Origin of the sequence: Nocardia sp. CWNU-33 (genome assembly GCF_046764895.1) — a bacterium.
In the GTDB taxonomy this organism is placed as follows: Bacteria; Actinomycetota; Actinomycetes; order Mycobacteriales; family Mycobacteriaceae; genus Nocardia.
This window is the reverse complement of record NZ_JBKOQN010000018.1, coordinates 1-16,144: the sequence shown is the minus strand read 5'-3', so window position 1 is coordinate 16,144 and position 16,144 is coordinate 1. Positions and strand designations below refer to the sequence as shown.

General features: G+C 65.5%; 16 protein-coding genes. 7 read left to right on the top strand and 9 right to left on the bottom strand.

Annotated elements, in window-relative coordinates:
- Positions 1-43 precede the first annotated feature (43 nt).
- The gene (locus ACLMAL_RS23310; protein WP_412001013.1) at positions 44-481 is read left to right on the top strand and encodes a nuclear transport factor 2 family protein; all 438 of its coding nucleotides are present in this window, start codon (positions 44-46) and stop codon (positions 479-481) included.
- Between the two features lie 33 nt (positions 482-514).
- Here ACLMAL_RS23310 and ACLMAL_RS23305 read toward each other — a convergent pair whose 3' ends face one another.
- The 5 genes from ACLMAL_RS23305 to ACLMAL_RS23285 all read right to left on the bottom strand — a co-directional run bounded on the left by ACLMAL_RS23305 (position 515) and on the right by ACLMAL_RS23285 (position 6,065).
- Positions 515-841: an Rv3235 family protein gene (locus ACLMAL_RS23305; RefSeq protein WP_412001012.1), complete on the bottom strand. Its 327-nt coding sequence runs from the start codon at positions 839-841 to the stop codon at positions 515-517.
- 401 nt (positions 842-1,242) lie between these two features.
- The gene (locus tag ACLMAL_RS23300) at positions 1,243-2,409 is read right to left on the bottom strand and encodes an ROK family protein (protein ID WP_412001011.1); all 1,167 of its coding nucleotides are present in this window, start codon (positions 2,407-2,409) and stop codon (positions 1,243-1,245) included.
- Positions 2,410-2,435: 26 nt separating this feature from the next.
- Entirely contained in the window at positions 2,436-3,854 is a 1,419-nt protein-coding gene (locus tag ACLMAL_RS23295) for an ABC transporter permease subunit (protein ID WP_328410093.1), read from the bottom strand.
- A gap of 32 nt (positions 3,855-3,886) precedes the next feature.
- Positions 3,887-4,660: an ATP-binding cassette domain-containing protein gene (locus ACLMAL_RS23290; protein WP_328410091.1), complete on the bottom strand. Its 774-nt coding sequence runs from the start codon at positions 4,658-4,660 to the stop codon at positions 3,887-3,889.
- 10 nt (positions 4,661-4,670) lie between these two features.
- Positions 4,671-6,065: a sugar ABC transporter substrate-binding protein gene (locus ACLMAL_RS23285; RefSeq protein WP_412001010.1), complete on the bottom strand. Its 1,395-nt coding sequence runs from the start codon at positions 6,063-6,065 to the stop codon at positions 4,671-4,673.
- Positions 6,066-6,090: 25 nt separating this feature from the next.
- Here ACLMAL_RS23285 and ACLMAL_RS23280 point away from each other — a divergent pair, with 25 nt between their 5' ends.
- A complete protein-coding gene (locus ACLMAL_RS23280) occupies positions 6,091-6,543 on the top strand; it encodes a hypothetical protein (protein ID WP_412001009.1) in 453 nt (150 codons plus the stop codon).
- A gap of 238 nt (positions 6,544-6,781) precedes the next feature.
- A complete protein-coding gene (locus ACLMAL_RS23275) occupies positions 6,782-7,489 on the top strand; it encodes a TioE family transcriptional regulator (RefSeq protein WP_412001008.1) in 708 nt (235 codons plus the stop codon).
- A gap of 54 nt (positions 7,490-7,543) precedes the next feature.
- On the opposite strand, the gene ACLMAL_RS23270 is transcribed toward ACLMAL_RS23275, so the two are convergent.
- From ACLMAL_RS23270 to ACLMAL_RS23260, 3 genes are all read right to left on the bottom strand, one after another.
- On the bottom strand, positions 7,544-8,044 hold the full coding sequence (locus ACLMAL_RS23270) for a CGNR zinc finger domain-containing protein (protein WP_412001007.1): 501 nt from the start codon (positions 8,042-8,044) through the stop codon (positions 7,544-7,546).
- Between the two features lie 240 nt (positions 8,045-8,284).
- Positions 8,285-9,577, bottom strand: a complete 1,293-nt coding sequence (locus tag ACLMAL_RS23265) for a diguanylate cyclase domain-containing protein (RefSeq protein WP_412001006.1) — start codon at positions 9,575-9,577, stop codon at positions 8,285-8,287.
- Between the two features lie 39 nt (positions 9,578-9,616).
- Complete coding sequence (locus ACLMAL_RS23260; protein WP_412001005.1) at positions 9,617-10,426, bottom strand: SAM-dependent methyltransferase; 810 nt, start codon at positions 10,424-10,426, stop codon at positions 9,617-9,619.
- A 411-nt stretch (positions 10,427-10,837) separates the two neighbouring features.
- Between ACLMAL_RS23260 and ACLMAL_RS23255 the strand changes: the two genes are divergently transcribed.
- Complete coding sequence (locus ACLMAL_RS23255) at positions 10,838-11,746, top strand: cation diffusion facilitator family transporter (protein ID WP_412001119.1); 909 nt, start codon at positions 10,838-10,840, stop codon at positions 11,744-11,746.
- Positions 11,747-11,763: 17 nt separating this feature from the next.
- On the opposite strand, the gene ACLMAL_RS23250 is transcribed toward ACLMAL_RS23255, so the two are convergent.
- Positions 11,764-12,345 carry a TetR/AcrR family transcriptional regulator gene (locus ACLMAL_RS23250; protein WP_412001004.1) on the bottom strand — a complete coding sequence of 194 codons (582 nt, stop codon included), beginning with the start codon at positions 12,343-12,345 and terminating at the stop codon, positions 11,764-11,766.
- A 165-nt stretch (positions 12,346-12,510) separates the two neighbouring features.
- Here ACLMAL_RS23250 and argS point away from each other — a divergent pair, with 165 nt between their 5' ends.
- The 3 genes from argS to ACLMAL_RS23235 all read left to right on the top strand — a co-directional run bounded on the left by argS (position 12,511) and on the right by ACLMAL_RS23235 (position 15,965).
- Positions 12,511-14,277: an arginine--tRNA ligase gene (argS, locus tag ACLMAL_RS23245; RefSeq protein ID WP_412001003.1), complete on the top strand. Its 1,767-nt coding sequence runs from the start codon at positions 12,511-12,513 to the stop codon at positions 14,275-14,277.
- A gap of 234 nt (positions 14,278-14,511) precedes the next feature.
- Positions 14,512-14,949: a DUF6196 family protein gene (locus tag ACLMAL_RS23240; RefSeq protein ID WP_412001002.1), complete on the top strand. Its 438-nt coding sequence runs from the start codon at positions 14,512-14,514 to the stop codon at positions 14,947-14,949.
- Between the two features lie 356 nt (positions 14,950-15,305).
- Positions 15,306-15,965, top strand: coding sequence for a hypothetical protein (locus ACLMAL_RS23235; protein ID WP_412001001.1), 660 nt, complete (start codon positions 15,306-15,308; stop codon positions 15,963-15,965).
- Positions 15,966-16,144: the final 179 nt, after the last annotated feature.

The following is a 16,144-nucleotide window of genomic DNA, read 5'->3' as shown; positions in this document are numbered from 1 at the left end:
ATATGGCGAGATCGGTAGCCGCACACCACCCAGGATTGCCCGCATGGACGCAACGACGAGCACAGAATTCATCCTGCGGGCCTGGCGCGAATTCGCCACCCGAGACCCCGAACGAATCGCCGCCGTCCTCACCCCCGACATCGAATGGCTGGCCCCGCCCCACAACGCCACCGCCCGCGCACTCGACGGCATCAGCCACCTCATCGGCCGAGACCGCGTCGTGCATTTCCTGACCACCGAATTCCCCGCGGTGTTCGTAGCCGACCGGCAAGTGGACTTCACAGCAGTCACCGCGACCGACACGACCGTCGTAGTCGAGACCCGAATGCGAGCAACCCTGATGAACGGCCGCCCCTACGACAACGACTACTGCTTCATCTTCGAACTCTCCGACGGCCGGATCCACCGGGTCCGCGAGTACATGGACACGCAACGCGCTCAGGAAATGTTCGACGGCAACGGTTTCCGGCAGAACGGCTGAAGCTCTGTGCCATGCTCCTCGATCGGTTTGCGGTCAAAACAGCCGCAGCGCACTCAAACGCCAGCCCTTGGCACGCGTGCGGGTGATGCGGGCAGCCAGCGCGAAATGGCGGCTGCCACGGTCGTAAGCGGCGCACACTTCCGCCGCGGTGGCATCGACCATGACCACGTCCACTCTGGTCAGCACCGCCGCGCCCAGGGTGCGCCCTGGCGCCAGGTCGGCTCTGACCAGAGTCCGCACCGCGGACAGCACCGCAGGCTCGGCGACCGCGGCCAGCTGTGCGACCGGTCGACGGTGATCGAGCACTTCGAGGGTGAGCCGCAGTGTTCGATCCGCGAATAGTTTTGTCGCCGGATCCACTTCGGGAATCGTGCTCTCGGCGGCCGACAGACCGGCTGCCCGGCGGGCACCGGCCGGATCCACCGAAGGGCGGGCACGGCACATCCGCTCGCGTGGCTGCGGTGGCAGCTCATCGAATCCGGTTGTTCGACGCGATGGCCGGCACGGCCGCAGCGGTGGCTCGCTGCGTGGCGCGCGCGACAACGACCTGGGATACCTGTCCATACAACAACCCCCTCGCCCCTGATCGCGACCCCCGCGATCGAATCGCGATAGCATGTCACGGATCTCGATGCAAGTAAAGCTGCAGGTCAGCAGGCCAAGCGACCGCTCGGGTGCGGGTCGGCCGAAGGCGTTGACACTCGGGTGTATTGATTCGAGCAGCCGACGAGCCGGCCGGTCACGGCGGTGCGAAGCGGCGCTCAGACCGTGCCGAGAACTCCCTCGAATGCCGCCTCCGCCGCACCGAGAAGTTTCAGATCCGGTCCGAGAGAAGACTTTTCGACTCGAACGCCGCCGATCGCCCGGCTCACCATGCTGCGGCGACGCACCTGCTCGGCGGCCCGCTCCACAACAGCGTCGGGCAGCGCGGTGAGCAGGTCGCCGAGGACGACGAGTTCGGGGCCGAGGATGTTGACCACGTTCACCAGACCGAGAGCCAGCCAGTCGATGTATTCGCCGAGTCGGTCGACCGCGCAGTAATTGCGTTCCAGCGCACGCAGTTCCGCAACAATCGCGCCGCGCGGGCTGTCCGCGGCAAGGCCGAGCGCTCTGGTCAGTGCGGCCTCGCCGACCTCGGTCTCCCAGCAGCCCTCGTTGCCACAGTGGCACGGGCGGCCCCCCGGCCGCACGGTCATATGGCCGATCTCGCCGAGATACCCTGCCGCACCGCGTAACAGCGAACCCTGCGCGATCAGTCCCCCACCGACGCCGATGTCCGCCGACACGAAGACCGCGTCCGAAACACCACGCCCGACGCCGCGCAGATGCTCGGCCAGCGCACCGAACTCCGCATCGTTGCCGACGACAACGGGAACCCCGAGCAGCGTGGTCATCCGATCGCCGAGCGCGACATCGACCCAATTGAGATTGGCCGCATCGTGCACATGCCCGTCGGAACGCCGCACCACGCCCGGCACCGAGATACCGGCGGCGGCGGGGCGCAGGCCGAGGTCGCTGCTGAGCAGCGCCGCGGATTCCGCGACATGGGTCATCACCTCGCTCGATTCCCGTTGCCGCCCACGCAGATTCCAGCTGTCGCGGCCGAGGATCTGGCCACCGAGCCCGATCAACGCGATCCCGACATGCTCCACCTGCACATCCACCGCCAGCACGACCACCGCCTGCGGTTGCGGCAGCACCAGCAGTGACGGTCTGCCCGCACCACGCGCGAGCCGAGGCACCCGCTCCTCCACCACTCCGGTCTCGGCAAGCCCGTCCACCAGCATCTTGATGGTGGAACGGTTGAGACCGAGTTCCGTTGCCAAGGCCGCCCGCGTCGCCGGGCCGCCCGCGTGCAACCGGCGCAGCAGGATCGCCCGGTTGACGCGTCGCAACTCGTCAGGGCGGGCGACGGCGGGGCTGGTCATGCCCTCAGGGATACCATCACCCGCACTCAACCTTCCGTAGTGGCCGCACGGCGGCGCGTCAGCGCGTCGACGGTTGCGGCCAGCAACAGCACCAGACCGGTGACGATGGCGACCACCGCGGCGGGCTGCTCGAGCAGCCCGAGCCCATTGGCGACGACGGCGAGCACCGTGCCGCCGATCACCGCGTCCGCGACCCGGCCCTTGCCGCCGAACAGCGAGGTGCCGCCGATCACCGCGGCACCGACCGCGAACAGCAAAGTGTTGAGCCCGCCCGCCTGCGGGTCGACCGAGCCGACCTTGGACGAGTACACGATCGCGCCGACGGCCGCGCACGACGAGCACACCACGAAAACGCTCGCCCGGATCCGAGTGACATTGATGCCGGCCCGGCGCGCGGCCTCGCGATTGCCGCCGACCGCGTAGATGTGCCTGCCATAGGTCGTCCTGTTGAGGACATAGGTCCCGATGACCAACAGCGCCAAGACAATCGGCACAACGTAGGGCACACCACGGATCTCGATGGCGTCGTTGCGCGATCTGTTGATCGTGAGCAGGGCGGTGGCCACCGCCGCCAAGACGGTCAACACCGAAACCTTGACCACCACAAGCGGCGTCGGCTGGGTCACCAGACCACGCCGCAAACGCAAGACATGTCTGCCGATGGTGAGCGCCGCATACCCCCCTGCCGCCACGACGAATAGCGCCCAGCTGCCCACCGTCGACAGGTTGCCGTTGGCCACCCGATCCAGCACCGTCGAGGAGCTGATGCCCAGCACGCCGCCCTCACCGATCAGCTGCAGAATCACACCCTGCCACGCCAGGAACAGTGCGAGGGTCACCACGAAGGACGGCATGCCGATCTTGGCGATGAGGAACCCGGTGATGCAGCCGATCGCCGTGCCGACACACACCGCGAGCAGCATCTCGATCCAGGGATTCGCTTCCAGCCCCGACACGGTCAGCGCGAGACCGAGCAGCGACACCGCGACGCCGGGCCAGATCCGTAGCAGCCCGGCCAGGACAGCCGCCAGTATCAGCATTGCGACGAAGATGATGAACACCGTCGAACCCATGCCGGCGAGCAGGTTTCCGTTCTCGACATAGTGCATCGCCAGCACCGCGCCCGCGACGCCCGACGCCGTGCCCGCCGACAGGTCGATCTCCCCGATCAACAACACGAAGACGATCCCGATGGCGATGATCGTCTGCCCCGCGCCCTGCGCGAGCAGGTTCGCGATGTTGTTGAGCGAGAAGAACACATCCGACAACGCCGAGAACATGATGACGAGCGCGACAAGTCCGAGCAGCGCGGGCAGCGAGCCGATATCGCCGCCGCGCAGCCGGGACAGATACTCGCGGACCGCATCCGCGGTGGACTGCGTGGTGGTGTCGATCCCGAAGTCGGCGACCGCCGTTGTCGTCGGGACCACGGAAGTATTCGTCATTACATTGTCTTTCTCGTTCACAGCACGCTCGTTCATAGCACCGCGGATTCCGGTCGAGCCAGCCCCAGATCGCCGGAACGTCCCGCGGTGATCAGTTCGACGACCTGACTGTGGGTCACGTCCTTGGTGTGCACCTCGGCCGCCATCCGCCCCAGATACAGCACCGAGATCCGGTCGGCGACCTCGAAGACGTCGGCCATGTTGTGGCTGATCAGCACTACGCCGAGCCCCTGTTCGGCGAGCCGCCGGACCAAGTCGAGGACCTGCCGGGTCTGCGCGACGCCGAGCGCGGCCGTCGGCTCGTCGAGCAGCACCAGATTGCTGTTCCAGAGCACCGATTTCGCGATGGCGACCGTTTGACGCTGCCCGCCCGACAGCGCCGACACCGGGGTGCGCACCGATTTCACGGTGCGCACCGACAGTGATGCCAGCGTCTGCCGCGCCGCCTCCTCCATGCTCGCCTCGTCCAGCAGCCACGGACGTCCGCGCTCCCGGCCGAGAAACATGTTCTGCACGATGTCGAGATTGTCGGCCAGCGCGAGATCCTGGTACACGACCTCGATGCCGAGCTCCGCTGCGTCCTTCGGACCGCGGATGTGCACCGGCTCGCCCCGGTACCGCACCGTCCCGGAGTCGAAAGCATGAATGCCGGCAATGCATTTCACCAATGTGGACTTGCCTGCACCGTTGTCCCCGACGAGGGCGGTGACCTCACCGGCCGGCGCCGTGAAATCCACATCGTGCAGGACATGGACCGGTCCGAAACTCTTGTTGAGACCGGTGATCTGAAGAAGCGGCTCACTCATGCTCGGCGCCTCAGGAAATACCGAGCTCGGTGCAGGCCGCCTGCAGGTCGCCGCCACAGATCTCGCGCGCCGGGACATAGCCTTCGGCGACTACCCGCTTGACGTTCGGCCGGGTGATCGTGAACGGCTCCAGCAGCACGGACCTGACCTCACGCTTGCCTTTTGCGTCCTGACTCACGCCGGTGGCAAGCGCATCCGCCGCCGCTTTGTCGTTATTGGCGAGTGCGACAGCAAGTTTGGCGACCGCATCGGCCTCCTGCTGGATCGGCTTGAACACGGTCATGTACTGGTCCCCGCGCAGGATCGCCTTCAGTCCTTCGGCCGTCGCATCCTGCCCGGTCACCGGCACCTTCCCATTGAGCCCGTTCTTCTTGAGCACAGTGATCACCGCACCGGCAAGACCGTCGTTGGCGGCGACCACGCCATCGACCTTCCCGACATTCGTGGTCAGTATCTGTTCGAAGGTGGTGCCCCCCTTCTGGTTGTTCCATCCATCGATCGGCTGGCTCTGGACCAGCTTCAGCGCGCCCGAGTCGTACAGCGGCTGCAGAACTTTCCGCTGCCCGTCGTGGAACAGCGTTGCGTTGTTGTCGGTCGGGGCCCCTTCGATCTCGATCACCTGCCCGCCGGGCTTGTCCTTCAGCGCATCGGCCAACCCCTGCCCCTGCAACTGCCCGACCCGCACATTGTCGAACGAGACGTAGTAGTCCGAGGATCCACCGAGGTTGAGCCGGTCGTAGTCGATCGTCGGAATCCCGGCCTTCTTCGCCTTGGCCGCAACCGCGCCGCCGACTTCGCTGTTGATCGCCGCAATGATCAACACCTTCACGCCCTTGGCGATCATGCCGTCCGCCAAGGTAGTGAACTTCTGCACCTCGCCCTGGGCGTTCTGCACATCGGCATCGAACCCCTGCGCACTCAGAGCCTTCTCGAGCATCGGTTTGTCGAAGCCCTCCCACCGGGCCGACGTCGCGGTCTCGGGCAGGATCACCCCGATCGTCCCGTTCTTCCCACCGCCGGACTTGGTTTCGCTGCCCCCGTCGTTACGCGAAGAGTTCGCGCCGCAGGCGGTGAGCGCCAACACCCCGACCAACCCCACCGCCAGAGCCCCGACCCGCGCCCGTCCGTGCCTGTTTTTTCCGAACGAGACCTGGCTTTTAGTCTGCATCTGGAGGAACCTTCCTGGAACAACCGACGACCCGTCGGAAGGACTCCGGCACTGCGTCGAGCTAATATGTTGTGGGCAACAACATATGCCGGAGAGTGACGTCTCGAGACGCAGATAACATAACAATTCGGTAACAGTGGGCATGTCGGCGCGAGTGGGACTGCGCGCAATCTTCATTGATGGCCGAAACGAATACTTCGTGACGATCGACAGACCCGGGAATTCGTTTATCTGCACCCATCGAAATCATCGAGGAGATTGCATGAAGCGCATCATCAAGAGGTTCGCCGGTGTGTTCGCGGCCGCGGTGGTGGCCCCGGCCCTGCTGGCTGGTACCGCACAGGCCGATGACGGGAACACCGTGCATTTCAGCAACGGCGTTATGCAGTGCTCCATTACCGGCGACGGCACCGTCGGCTGCGATCTGACGAACTCCATGCAGATCCAATACTCGTTCCTGCCGTTCCTCTTCCCGGTGCGCGACATTGTGATCGACCAGCCGTCGCTGCCCGCCCACCCCACTTTCATGAGCGGCACGCCGCGCACAGTGCCGGGCGGCAACCCGACCCTCTACGACGTCAGGACCGGCGACGGCCAGTGGGGCCCGTTCATCGAGCACGCCGGGGCCAAGTGTGAAGCCGGGTTCCATGGCAGCTTCACCTGCCGGACGAAGGGGCGTGGCTTCTCGATCTACAGCGGGATCATCTCCGCCTGAGCCGAATGCCGCACCCGACGCCCTGATCGTCCCGGGGCGTCGGCGCGCGGCAGCCGTTCCCTGGACAGCCGGTGAGTGTGACACCGATGTCGGCGAGGTCCCATCCGGCAGTAATGATCGACGTGTGAGTCACAGTTCCCGCATTCCGCAGCTCGATTGCCTTCGACCATATCGTCGAACTTTCTATAAACTTGTCTCGTGAATAGCACGGATATATGCGTAGAACCTTCAAACAGAGATGGGTAGCGGACGACTTCGTCCGGTCGACCTCGCACGGGCACAGGGCCTGTCCACGCAGGCGATCCGGAACTACGAGGAAGCGGGCATCCTCCCGGCTGCCGAACGCACGCCCACCGGATACCGCGTCTATACGCCCTTGCACGCCGAGGCGCTACGCGCATTCGCCGCTCTGGTGCCCGCGCACGGCCACCAGACTGCGACGGCGATCATGCGGGCCGTCAATGACAACGCCGTCGCGGCCGCGCTCGCGCTGGTCGACGCGAGCCATGCGCAACTCCTGGAAGACCGCATGACACTCGACCTGGTCGACAAGGCGCTGCGAGACCTGACGTCACCGCATCTGCGGGGATCGCCACCCACGGGAGCGATGTTCATCGGCCCACTCGCCCGTCAACTGCGCATCCGACCGGCGACGCTGCGGAAATGGGAGCAGGCCGGATTGATCACGCCGGACCGCGATCCCGAGACCGGTTATCGCGTCTACACACCGGACGATGTCCGCGACGTCCACCTGGCTCACCAATTGCGGCGTGGCGGATACCTTTTGAGTCAGATCGCCCCGCTCCTCGCCCAAGTGCGCACCGCAGGCGGACTGGCTCCACTGGAGGCCACGCTGGGCGACTGGCGCGACCGTCTCACGCAACGCGGCCGGGCAATGCTGGCCGGTGCCGCCGAGCTGAATTCCTATCTGACGCACCGTGAATGACGTGTCGCAGTGTGCGTGCCACACGGACACCCTCGGCGCAGTCCCTACCCGTCGTCAGGCCGAACGACGAACTCGATGCTCGGCCACATGCACGCGGTTCGAGCAGCGCGTCGAGCAGAACCGTCGCCGCCCGTTGCGGGAGGTGTCGACGAAGACCAGGCCACACCCGGCCCGAGCACAGCGTCCGATTCGGGCCGGATCCTCGCAGAACAGCTCCGCCAAGCCGGCCGCGGTGTAAGCCTTGACCCGCTCATCGATGGGCGCGGTCTCGCGGGCGAAATGCAGGTGTGGCTTCCTACCGTCGTGGGTGGAGATATACGGCTGACTCGTCGTCCCGGCCAGCAGTGCGTTGAGCAGCTCGACGCTCGGCGCGGAGAAGGCCGCGTCGAGTTTGGCGATCCAACGGCGCAGTTCTGCGTCTTGGCGAGCATTCAGCGTGCTCAGCGGCTTGTATCCGGATTCGTCGAGCAACGCGAGGAGATCCTGGTCCGGGTCGGCGTTCACCAATCGGGCCGCGAGTTCGGCCGCCGCGCCTCCGTAAGGGTTGAAATGCACTGACTCATTACAGCAGGCTGGACCCATGATCGCCACCTGCCCCTCATGCTCCTGGCCCGCCCCGGCCCTCGTGTCGTCACACGGCTCTGTTCGCTACCTGCGCTGCGTATGCGGCCAGTGGTTGGTCAGCGAGGGCGGCGCGGTGGTGGCGACCGCGGGAAGGAGCGCGTTCAGCGAATCGCGCGTCGCGGAATACAGTGCACCGGTGGCACTTCCGGACCACTGACTACGAATCACCCACTACGGCAGCTGAAAACGCTGGCCGCGACCCCGCGCTACCCCAGCGGCCTTGTTCCGATACATCGCCGTGTCGACCGCATGCATCAGCTCGTCGACCTCCGTCGGCCGGTCCTCGACGAATACCGCGCCAATGCTGGCGCCGACGACAATTGGGCGTCCGGCAACCTGCATCGGCGCAGCAAGGGCGGCGAGTAGGACGCCTGCGACTGTGTCCAATTCTTTTCGGCCGGAACACTTTTCGACCAGCACGATGAATTCGTCGCCACCGATTCTGGCTACCAGGCCGCCAACCGGTTCGACGGAAGCCTGTAGTCGCTGCGCGACGTCGCGTAACACTCGGTCGCCGACGGTGTGGCCCCACTCGTCGTTGATCTTCTTGAAGCCGTCGAGATCCAGGTAGCACATCCCCACCGGGGGTGTGGCATGGGCCAGCCGATCGAAGAAGAGCACCCGGTTCGGCAGGCCGGTGAGGCTGTCGTGGGTCGCGTCGTGCCACAGGCGATCGGCGAGCTGCTTGCGTTCGGTCACATCGACGGCGACGCCGATGAGGAAGCGGACCCGGCCGCTACTGTCGCGCACCGTGGACATCGACAGGTCGATGCGGGCCAGGGTGCCGTCCGGGCGCACGTGGTCGGTCTCGAGACGGAAGCGGTCGATCGCCCCGCTGAGCATTCGCCCCAGTTGCGCGTAAGCGGGTCCGATGTTCTGCGGACCGAGCACCTCGGCCGCCGAAAGACCCGGCATGGTGGCCGCCGGCATGCCGACCATTTCCGCCATGGCCTCGTTCACGTCCAGCACGTGGCCGGTGATGTCGACGGTGCCGATGCCGACCGACGCGCCCGCGAAGACCGCCTCGAACCTGGCCTCCGACAACTGGCGCCGCACCTCGGCGTCCTGAGCAGCCGACAGCACGGCTGCCAGCGTTGTTTCCTGTTCATTCAAGGCCGCACTGCGCAGCGCCCCGGTGAAGCCCGCGGCGAACTCGGCGGCGACAGCGATCGCCCGATCGCGGATCTGCTCGTACTCGGGGGTTGTGGGGGTCGGGCAGATCTCACGGACCATGTCCTGACAGATCACCGGAATCGAGCGGCTGACAGTCACTGGATCCCGGTAGTTGGCGGCGACGAGCGCCGCCGCGGCATCGTGCGCGACCGCGACATCGGCTGTCCCCCGCACCGCGGCCACCAGCGCCTCCGCCTGCTCGGCGAGCAATCCTTCGATCTGGGTTCGCGTGAGCGTCGGCGCGACGACGCCATCGAGCGCGTCGGCCCATCGCGCCGCCAACTCACCCATCCCCACGCCACCAACCCCCTGCCGGTTCGCTTCGCCCTCTCAGGCCTTGAAGCCGACGCCTGCCAAGCCGAGCGAGCGACCCGGTGCCTCGTGTAGGTCGCGCTCGGATTCCGGACGCCACGCAGGCAGCTCGACCACCCCTGGCTCGACCAGCTCCCATCCTTCGAACATAGTCGCGATGGCGTCCCGAGAACGGAAGTGGATGCCGATCCGGCTCTTGTTGGCCGCATTGGCGCCCAGCTTGCCCGCGTCTTCGGGACGCAGCGCCGAGGTCAGGTGGGAGATCGCGACATAACTGCCGGTGGGGACGGCCCCGCGAAGCCGGCCGACCATCTCGGCGGGTCGATCCTCGTCCGAGAGCAGGTGCAGCACCGCGATCAGCAGCACGCCGACGGGCTTGTCGAAGTCGATCACACCGGTTTCCCGGACGCGAGCCAGCAGCTCGTCCGGTTTGCGCAGGTCGGCCTCGATCGCGGTGGCATTGTCGTTGCCATGCAGGATCGCCCGCGAATGCGCGACCGCGACCGGGTCGATGTCCGCATACAGCACCCGGCACTCCGGGTCGATGTCCTGCGCGACCTCATGGACATTTCCTGCGGTCGGGATGCCCGAGCCGATGTCGAGGAATTGCCTGACGCCCGAATCGGCCAGGAAACGCACCGCCCGCCGCAGGAAAGCGCGGTTGCTCAACGCCAATCGCGGCAGGTCGGGCACCAGTTGCTTACCCATCTCTGCGGCTTTGCGATCGATCTCGAAGTTGTGCGAGCCACCGAGCAAGGCGTCATACATCCGTGCCGGGCTCGCCTGCTGCATATCCACGCCCTCGGGCGCCCACGCCGGCCTATCCATCGAAAACCCCTCTACGCTCGCGATCGGACCTTCCCGACTCCGGGCCGCCCGCCCCGTCCGGATGCGGTGTTCTCGATCACCCGAAAGGCGCAGACCGCATAGTAGCCGGACCGGCGAATCCCGGTGCACCACACATGATCACGAAAGCGCACGAGCCGGACCGCGACACCCGACCTTCAGGCCTGGCGCGACGGCATGACACGCGCTTAATATTCATACATGCGCATGCATGCAAGATGGGGTACCCTATCCTGCGGCAGGCCCGTGAAACAGAAGGGACGTTCGACCATGGGAGAGCAGTGCGTGTCGTCGAAGCGGTCGGTGGAGACAGTCCCCCACTCCGGCCATGATCATGGCGCAAAGGCCGGTCACGGCCATTCGCATGACCACTCGCACGGACACGACCATGGCATTTCGGCGAATTCCGACCCACGCTGGCTGTCCATATCGCTCGGGCTGATCGTCGCCTTCATGATGGTCGAGGTGGTCGTCGGCATCCTGGCCCACTCACTGGCGCTGATCACCGATGCCGGGCACATGCTCACCGATGCCGCATCGATCGTGCTCGCCATGATCGCCATCCGGCTCGCCAGGCGGCCTGCGGCGGGCCGGTTCACCTACGGGTTCAAGCGCGTCGAGATACTGTCCGCCCAGGCCAACGGGATCACCCTGCTCTTGCTCGCGGTGTGGTTCGTGTACGAGGGCATCAGCAGGCTGATCGATCCGCCCGACGTCTCGGGTCCGTTGGTGTTGATCACCGCGCTGGTCGGGATCGTCGTCAATATCGCCGCGGCGTGGAGCATCAGCCGCGCCAACCGCACCAGTTTGAACGTCGAAGGCGCCTTCCAGCACATCCTCAACGACCTCTACGCCTTCATCGGCACCGCCATCGCGGGTGCGGTGGTGTGGCTGACCGGTTTTGCCCGCGCCGATGCCATCGCCGCACTGGTGGTCGCCGTCCTGATGGCCAAGGCGGGCTGGTCGCTGGTCCGTGAATCCGGCCGCATTTTCCTCGAGGCCGCGCCCGCACACCTCGACCCCGATGCCATCGGCGCGCGCATCGTCACCATCCCGCAGGTGACCGAGGTGCACGACCTGCATGTCTGGCAGATCACCTCCGGCCAGCCCTCGCTGTCGGCACACGTCCTCGTCACCGACGGCGCCGACTGTCACGCGGCTCGCTCGACGATCGAAACAACCCTGCACGACGAGTTCGGCCTGGCACACACCACGCTGCAGGTCGACCATGTCTCGGACCTCGATCCGTCCCCGGCAGACCTGCACTGCGCGGATTCCCACGGGCCGATCCACCGATCCTGACCACCGGCCGCGGCCCATCACGTCCCGTCGAGCAGCGTCAGCAGGGTCCGGCGCACCGCATCGGAGGCCACCTCGGGTGACCTCCCGCACCGGTCGACGAGATGGTGGCGGAAGCTCCACGCGGTCGTGGCCTCGATCAGATCGAGGAGTTGTTCGTCGACGGCGCCGTCGGGCTGCTCGAGCTCGTCGGCGAAGGTGCGGGCGAGCTGTTCGCGCAGCAAGCGATCCCCACGCCGCATCCGCTCATCGATAATGGGCACACTCGGCGATTCGACGAGGCCGGTAACCCGGATCCGGCGCTGCAGGGTGAACACTTGCGCGGTCTGCACTACTACCGCATCCACCCGGTCGCGCAACGGCAAGTCCGGGTCGGCACCGGTGATCAGTTGTTCGACACGATCGGTCTGCTGAATCGTCGCGGCGGCCTTGAGCTCGTCCAGGTCCGGGAAATGGACAAAGATACTGCGCAGCGAAACCCCGGCCCGCTCGGCAATACTCTTCGCGGTCGGCGACACCTCGCCCGCGTCCAAGGCGGCCAGCAGCGCATCGATGATCACCGCCCGCGTCCGAATCGGATCACGGATCCGTCCGCGCGCCATATCGCCTCCCATTGAGCTGATTGACCAGAGATTAACGCCGAGCCTGCCGCGGGGACCGGTAGACCCGCTGGCGCAACCATCACTCGGGCCGGCAATAAACCACCTGCGCAATTCGGACCCACCGGAGACAATGGCGCTTTCCTACGAGCCAGGAGGACATCGTCTGTGTACAACCCCGGAGTGCTGCCGCTGCTCGGTCAGGTCGCTGCCATCGTCGCCGAGGCGATCAGCAGGACCCGACCCGACATGACAGGCGCAGACCCGGTTGTCCGACGATCCGTGCACGCTGACTTCCAATCCAATGCGGCTCTCGCACTTGCCAAACGCCTCCACCTGAAGCCGGCCGAATTCGCAGAACAGCTCGTCGAGGCACTGGCCACGGAAGCCGATCATCTCATCGCGTCGGTGGAGTTGTCCGGGCCCGGATTCCTCAACATCACGGTGCCCGACCGCGTGGTCTGGGCACAGGTGGCAACGCGGCTGGCCGACGATCGCCTCGGCGTCGCCGCCTCGGAACTCGGGCGGCGCACGGTAGTCGACTACTCGGCTCCCAACATCGCCAAGGACATGCATGTCGGGCATCTGCGCACCACGATCATCGGCGACAGTCTGGCGCGGGTACTCGGATTCCTCGGTGCCGACGTGATCCGACAGAATCACTTGGGCGACTGGGGAACCCAGTTCGGAATGCTCATCCAGTACCTCGACGAACACCCAGAGGCGCACTGGCGTCATACCGACCTCGCCGTCGACACCTCGGCGGTTTCGGCACTGGATCGGCTCTACAAGGCAGCCCGTGCCGCCTTCGATACCGACTCCGATTTCGCCGACCGTTCCCGAACCCGTGTGGTAGCGCTGCAATCCGGCGACCCCGCCACGCTGGCCAGGTGGCGCGAGATCGTCACCGAATCAGAGCAGGCATTCGGCGACATCTACCGCCGCCTCGACGTGCTGCTCACCCCCGACGACTATGTCGGCGAGTCGTTCTACAACCCGCTGCTGGCCGAGACCATCGCCGAGCTCGTGGACAAAGGCATTGCTGTCGACAGCGAAGGCGCACTGGTCGTGTTCTCCGAGGAGGTCACCGGCCCCGATGACCAACCCGTGCCGCTGATGGTCCGCAAGCGCGACGGCGGATTCGGTTACGACTCCACCGATCTCGCCACCATCCGCTACCGCATCAAAACCTTGTGTGCCGATCGGCTGCTCTACGTCACCGACTCCCGGCAGGCACTGCACTTCCGACTCGTCTTCGAAACCGCACGAAGGGCCGGGTGGCTGACCGATGTCATCGATGCCGAACACGTCTCCTACGGAACAGTTCTCGGGCCGGACGGACGACCCTTCAAGACTCGGGCAGGCGGCACCGTGCGGCTGACAGAACTGCTCGACGAGGCAGTCGCCACTGCCAGAGCGGTAGTCGCCGAAAAGAACCCCGACATGCCTTGTGCGGACCTGGACAGCATTGCCGAGCAGTCCGGCATCGGCGCGGTGAAGTACGCCGACCTGTCCACCTCGCGCGTGAAGGATTATGCCTTCGACCTCGACCGCATGGTCGCCGTGCACGGCAACACCGGCGTCTACCTCCAGTACGCGCACGCCAGGATCCGTTCCATTCTTCGGAAGGCCGAAGACCACAATGCCTTCATCGACCCGACCATTGCGCTGCGGCCTGCCGAACGGGCTCTGGCGCTGGAGCTCGACAACTACGGTGCGGCGATCGCCGAGGTCGGTGCGACTCTCGAACCGCACCGACTCTGCGGATACCTCTACGATCTCGCTCGCGATTTCACCACCTTCTACGACAACTGTCCCGTCCTCACCGCCGACGAACCCACCCGCGGAAACCGGCTCGCACTGTGCCGGCTCACGGCAGGCACCCTCGAACACGGCCTCGGGCTACTCGGCATCGCCGCACCTGAACGCATGTGAACCGCAATCGGATCGGGTCGTCGGGCGGACCGAGCGATATGTTCCGCCGACCCCCGCGATCGCCCCCAGCACCAAGCGCCTGCGATCAGTGTTGACGCAGCTGACAGTGGTCGAGCAACCGAGTCGACTTGCGCGCCAGCTACTGGCGACCAGCTACAAATAGCGCCCGATGTCCCGAGCGTGCACCCCGGTGAACCGAATGGCCCGGCCCGCGCAAAGCCTACCCTCGACACCATGGTCAACGTCAGTGTCGAAACCCGCGAGCAGACCGAACAACGGCTGCGTCGCGTCATCGCGGCCGCCGAGTTCGTCGTGCACGAAGGCGTCTGGTCCTTCCACGAAACCCCGATCGATCAGCCGCCGGCACTGACCCCCGACACCCTCGCAGTGGTCCGCGACGAAACCAGTTGGAGCACCCTGCGTCCCGCACCGCTCGCGGACACCGGCGTAGAACGATTCGGCCTGTGGTCCTTTCACTTCCCGCCGAACGCCGACAACAGCGGCTTCGTCGGCTGGCTCGCCACCCACCTCAAAACACAACTGGGCACCGGCGTTTTCGTGGTCTGCGGCAGCAACCGCGAGCGCGGCGGCATCTACGACTACTGGGGCTGCCCTGCCGAACTGCTCGACCAGGCCACCCAGGTGATCGACGAATTGCGCACCAACGGTTGACCCGCGAAAACGGGCCGATGCCGTCGGCATGTCGCCGCGTTACGCCACGTCCTATTCGGACGAGGACGCGTCGGCGGTGCCGGTAACGACACATGAACGCATGAGTTCCACACTCGCGCAACGCAAATCACGACATCGCACCTGCATACGACGGTACTGTGTGCGTATAAGTTTCAGTACCCGGCGAGCGTTGACACTTACTTGCACCGCTCTCGAACGAGGACAGCGATGCGACCAACTGGCGGGCCGGCGAGCAATGCCTAACATCGACAGATCGACCCGCCGAGCCGTGCCCGACGACATCGGGCCGAAGTCGTGAAAGTCCGCACCGCGCTCCGTGAGAACAGGGGCTATCTATGCGCTGCAGCCGGAACGTCGTCACATTCGGCTTACTCTTCGAGCCGTGGATCGACATCAACTTTGGCTCTGACTCCATCAAATCGGACGCCTTCGGGAAATTCCAGATATCCAGTTCGCTCGTGGGCCTTTGGTCGGGATCTGCGCCCGCCGCGAAGATCAACGGCACGTGGCCCGTCCTCGCCTGCGTAGCCATCGGCGTAACCATCTGCACCGTACTGGTGAACCTTCGTGCACGTACCAAGGCACTTTTTCATTTGACTGCGGTTTCCTCGGTAGCAGTAGCGCTTTTCGTTGTCTTCGCTCTCGTCCACATGAACGGCAAAGTGTCCGAGGTGCGAGGCATGCTCGGGTATGGCTCCTTTAGAGATCTAGGCACCCAAGCCGGGCTGATGATGCGCTGGGCCTCCGGCAACGGCGGCCCACCGCCGGTGCCCGGACGCCGCCAGGTTTCCTATACCACTGCCGGTCTCACGTCCAAGGCGTGGTTCGCGGGCGTGATGGCGGTGAGCTCTGCTGTCATAGCTATCGCTCAATGGTCACGCAAGCACCCGAGCGGCGCCATCCAATTGCGGTTGGGTGTCTCTGATGGCCTTCCGTTGACCGAAGCTCCAAAGCTCGACACCGCCCCGAAACCATCGGTGGATCCAGCACACTGAGCTCAGCCAAGGTTCCCGAAGTGCTCCCGCATGGCAGTGAAACGGCCCGGAACATCTTGGGTTCATGCGGTCGTCGCAACACTCTCGATGTGAGAGGTTGCGGCGACCGTGTCGTTTTCGGAGGATCTGGCTCGGTTCGGTGATCCGCTGACCCGGCTGGTCGATGCCGGGGTTGCGGT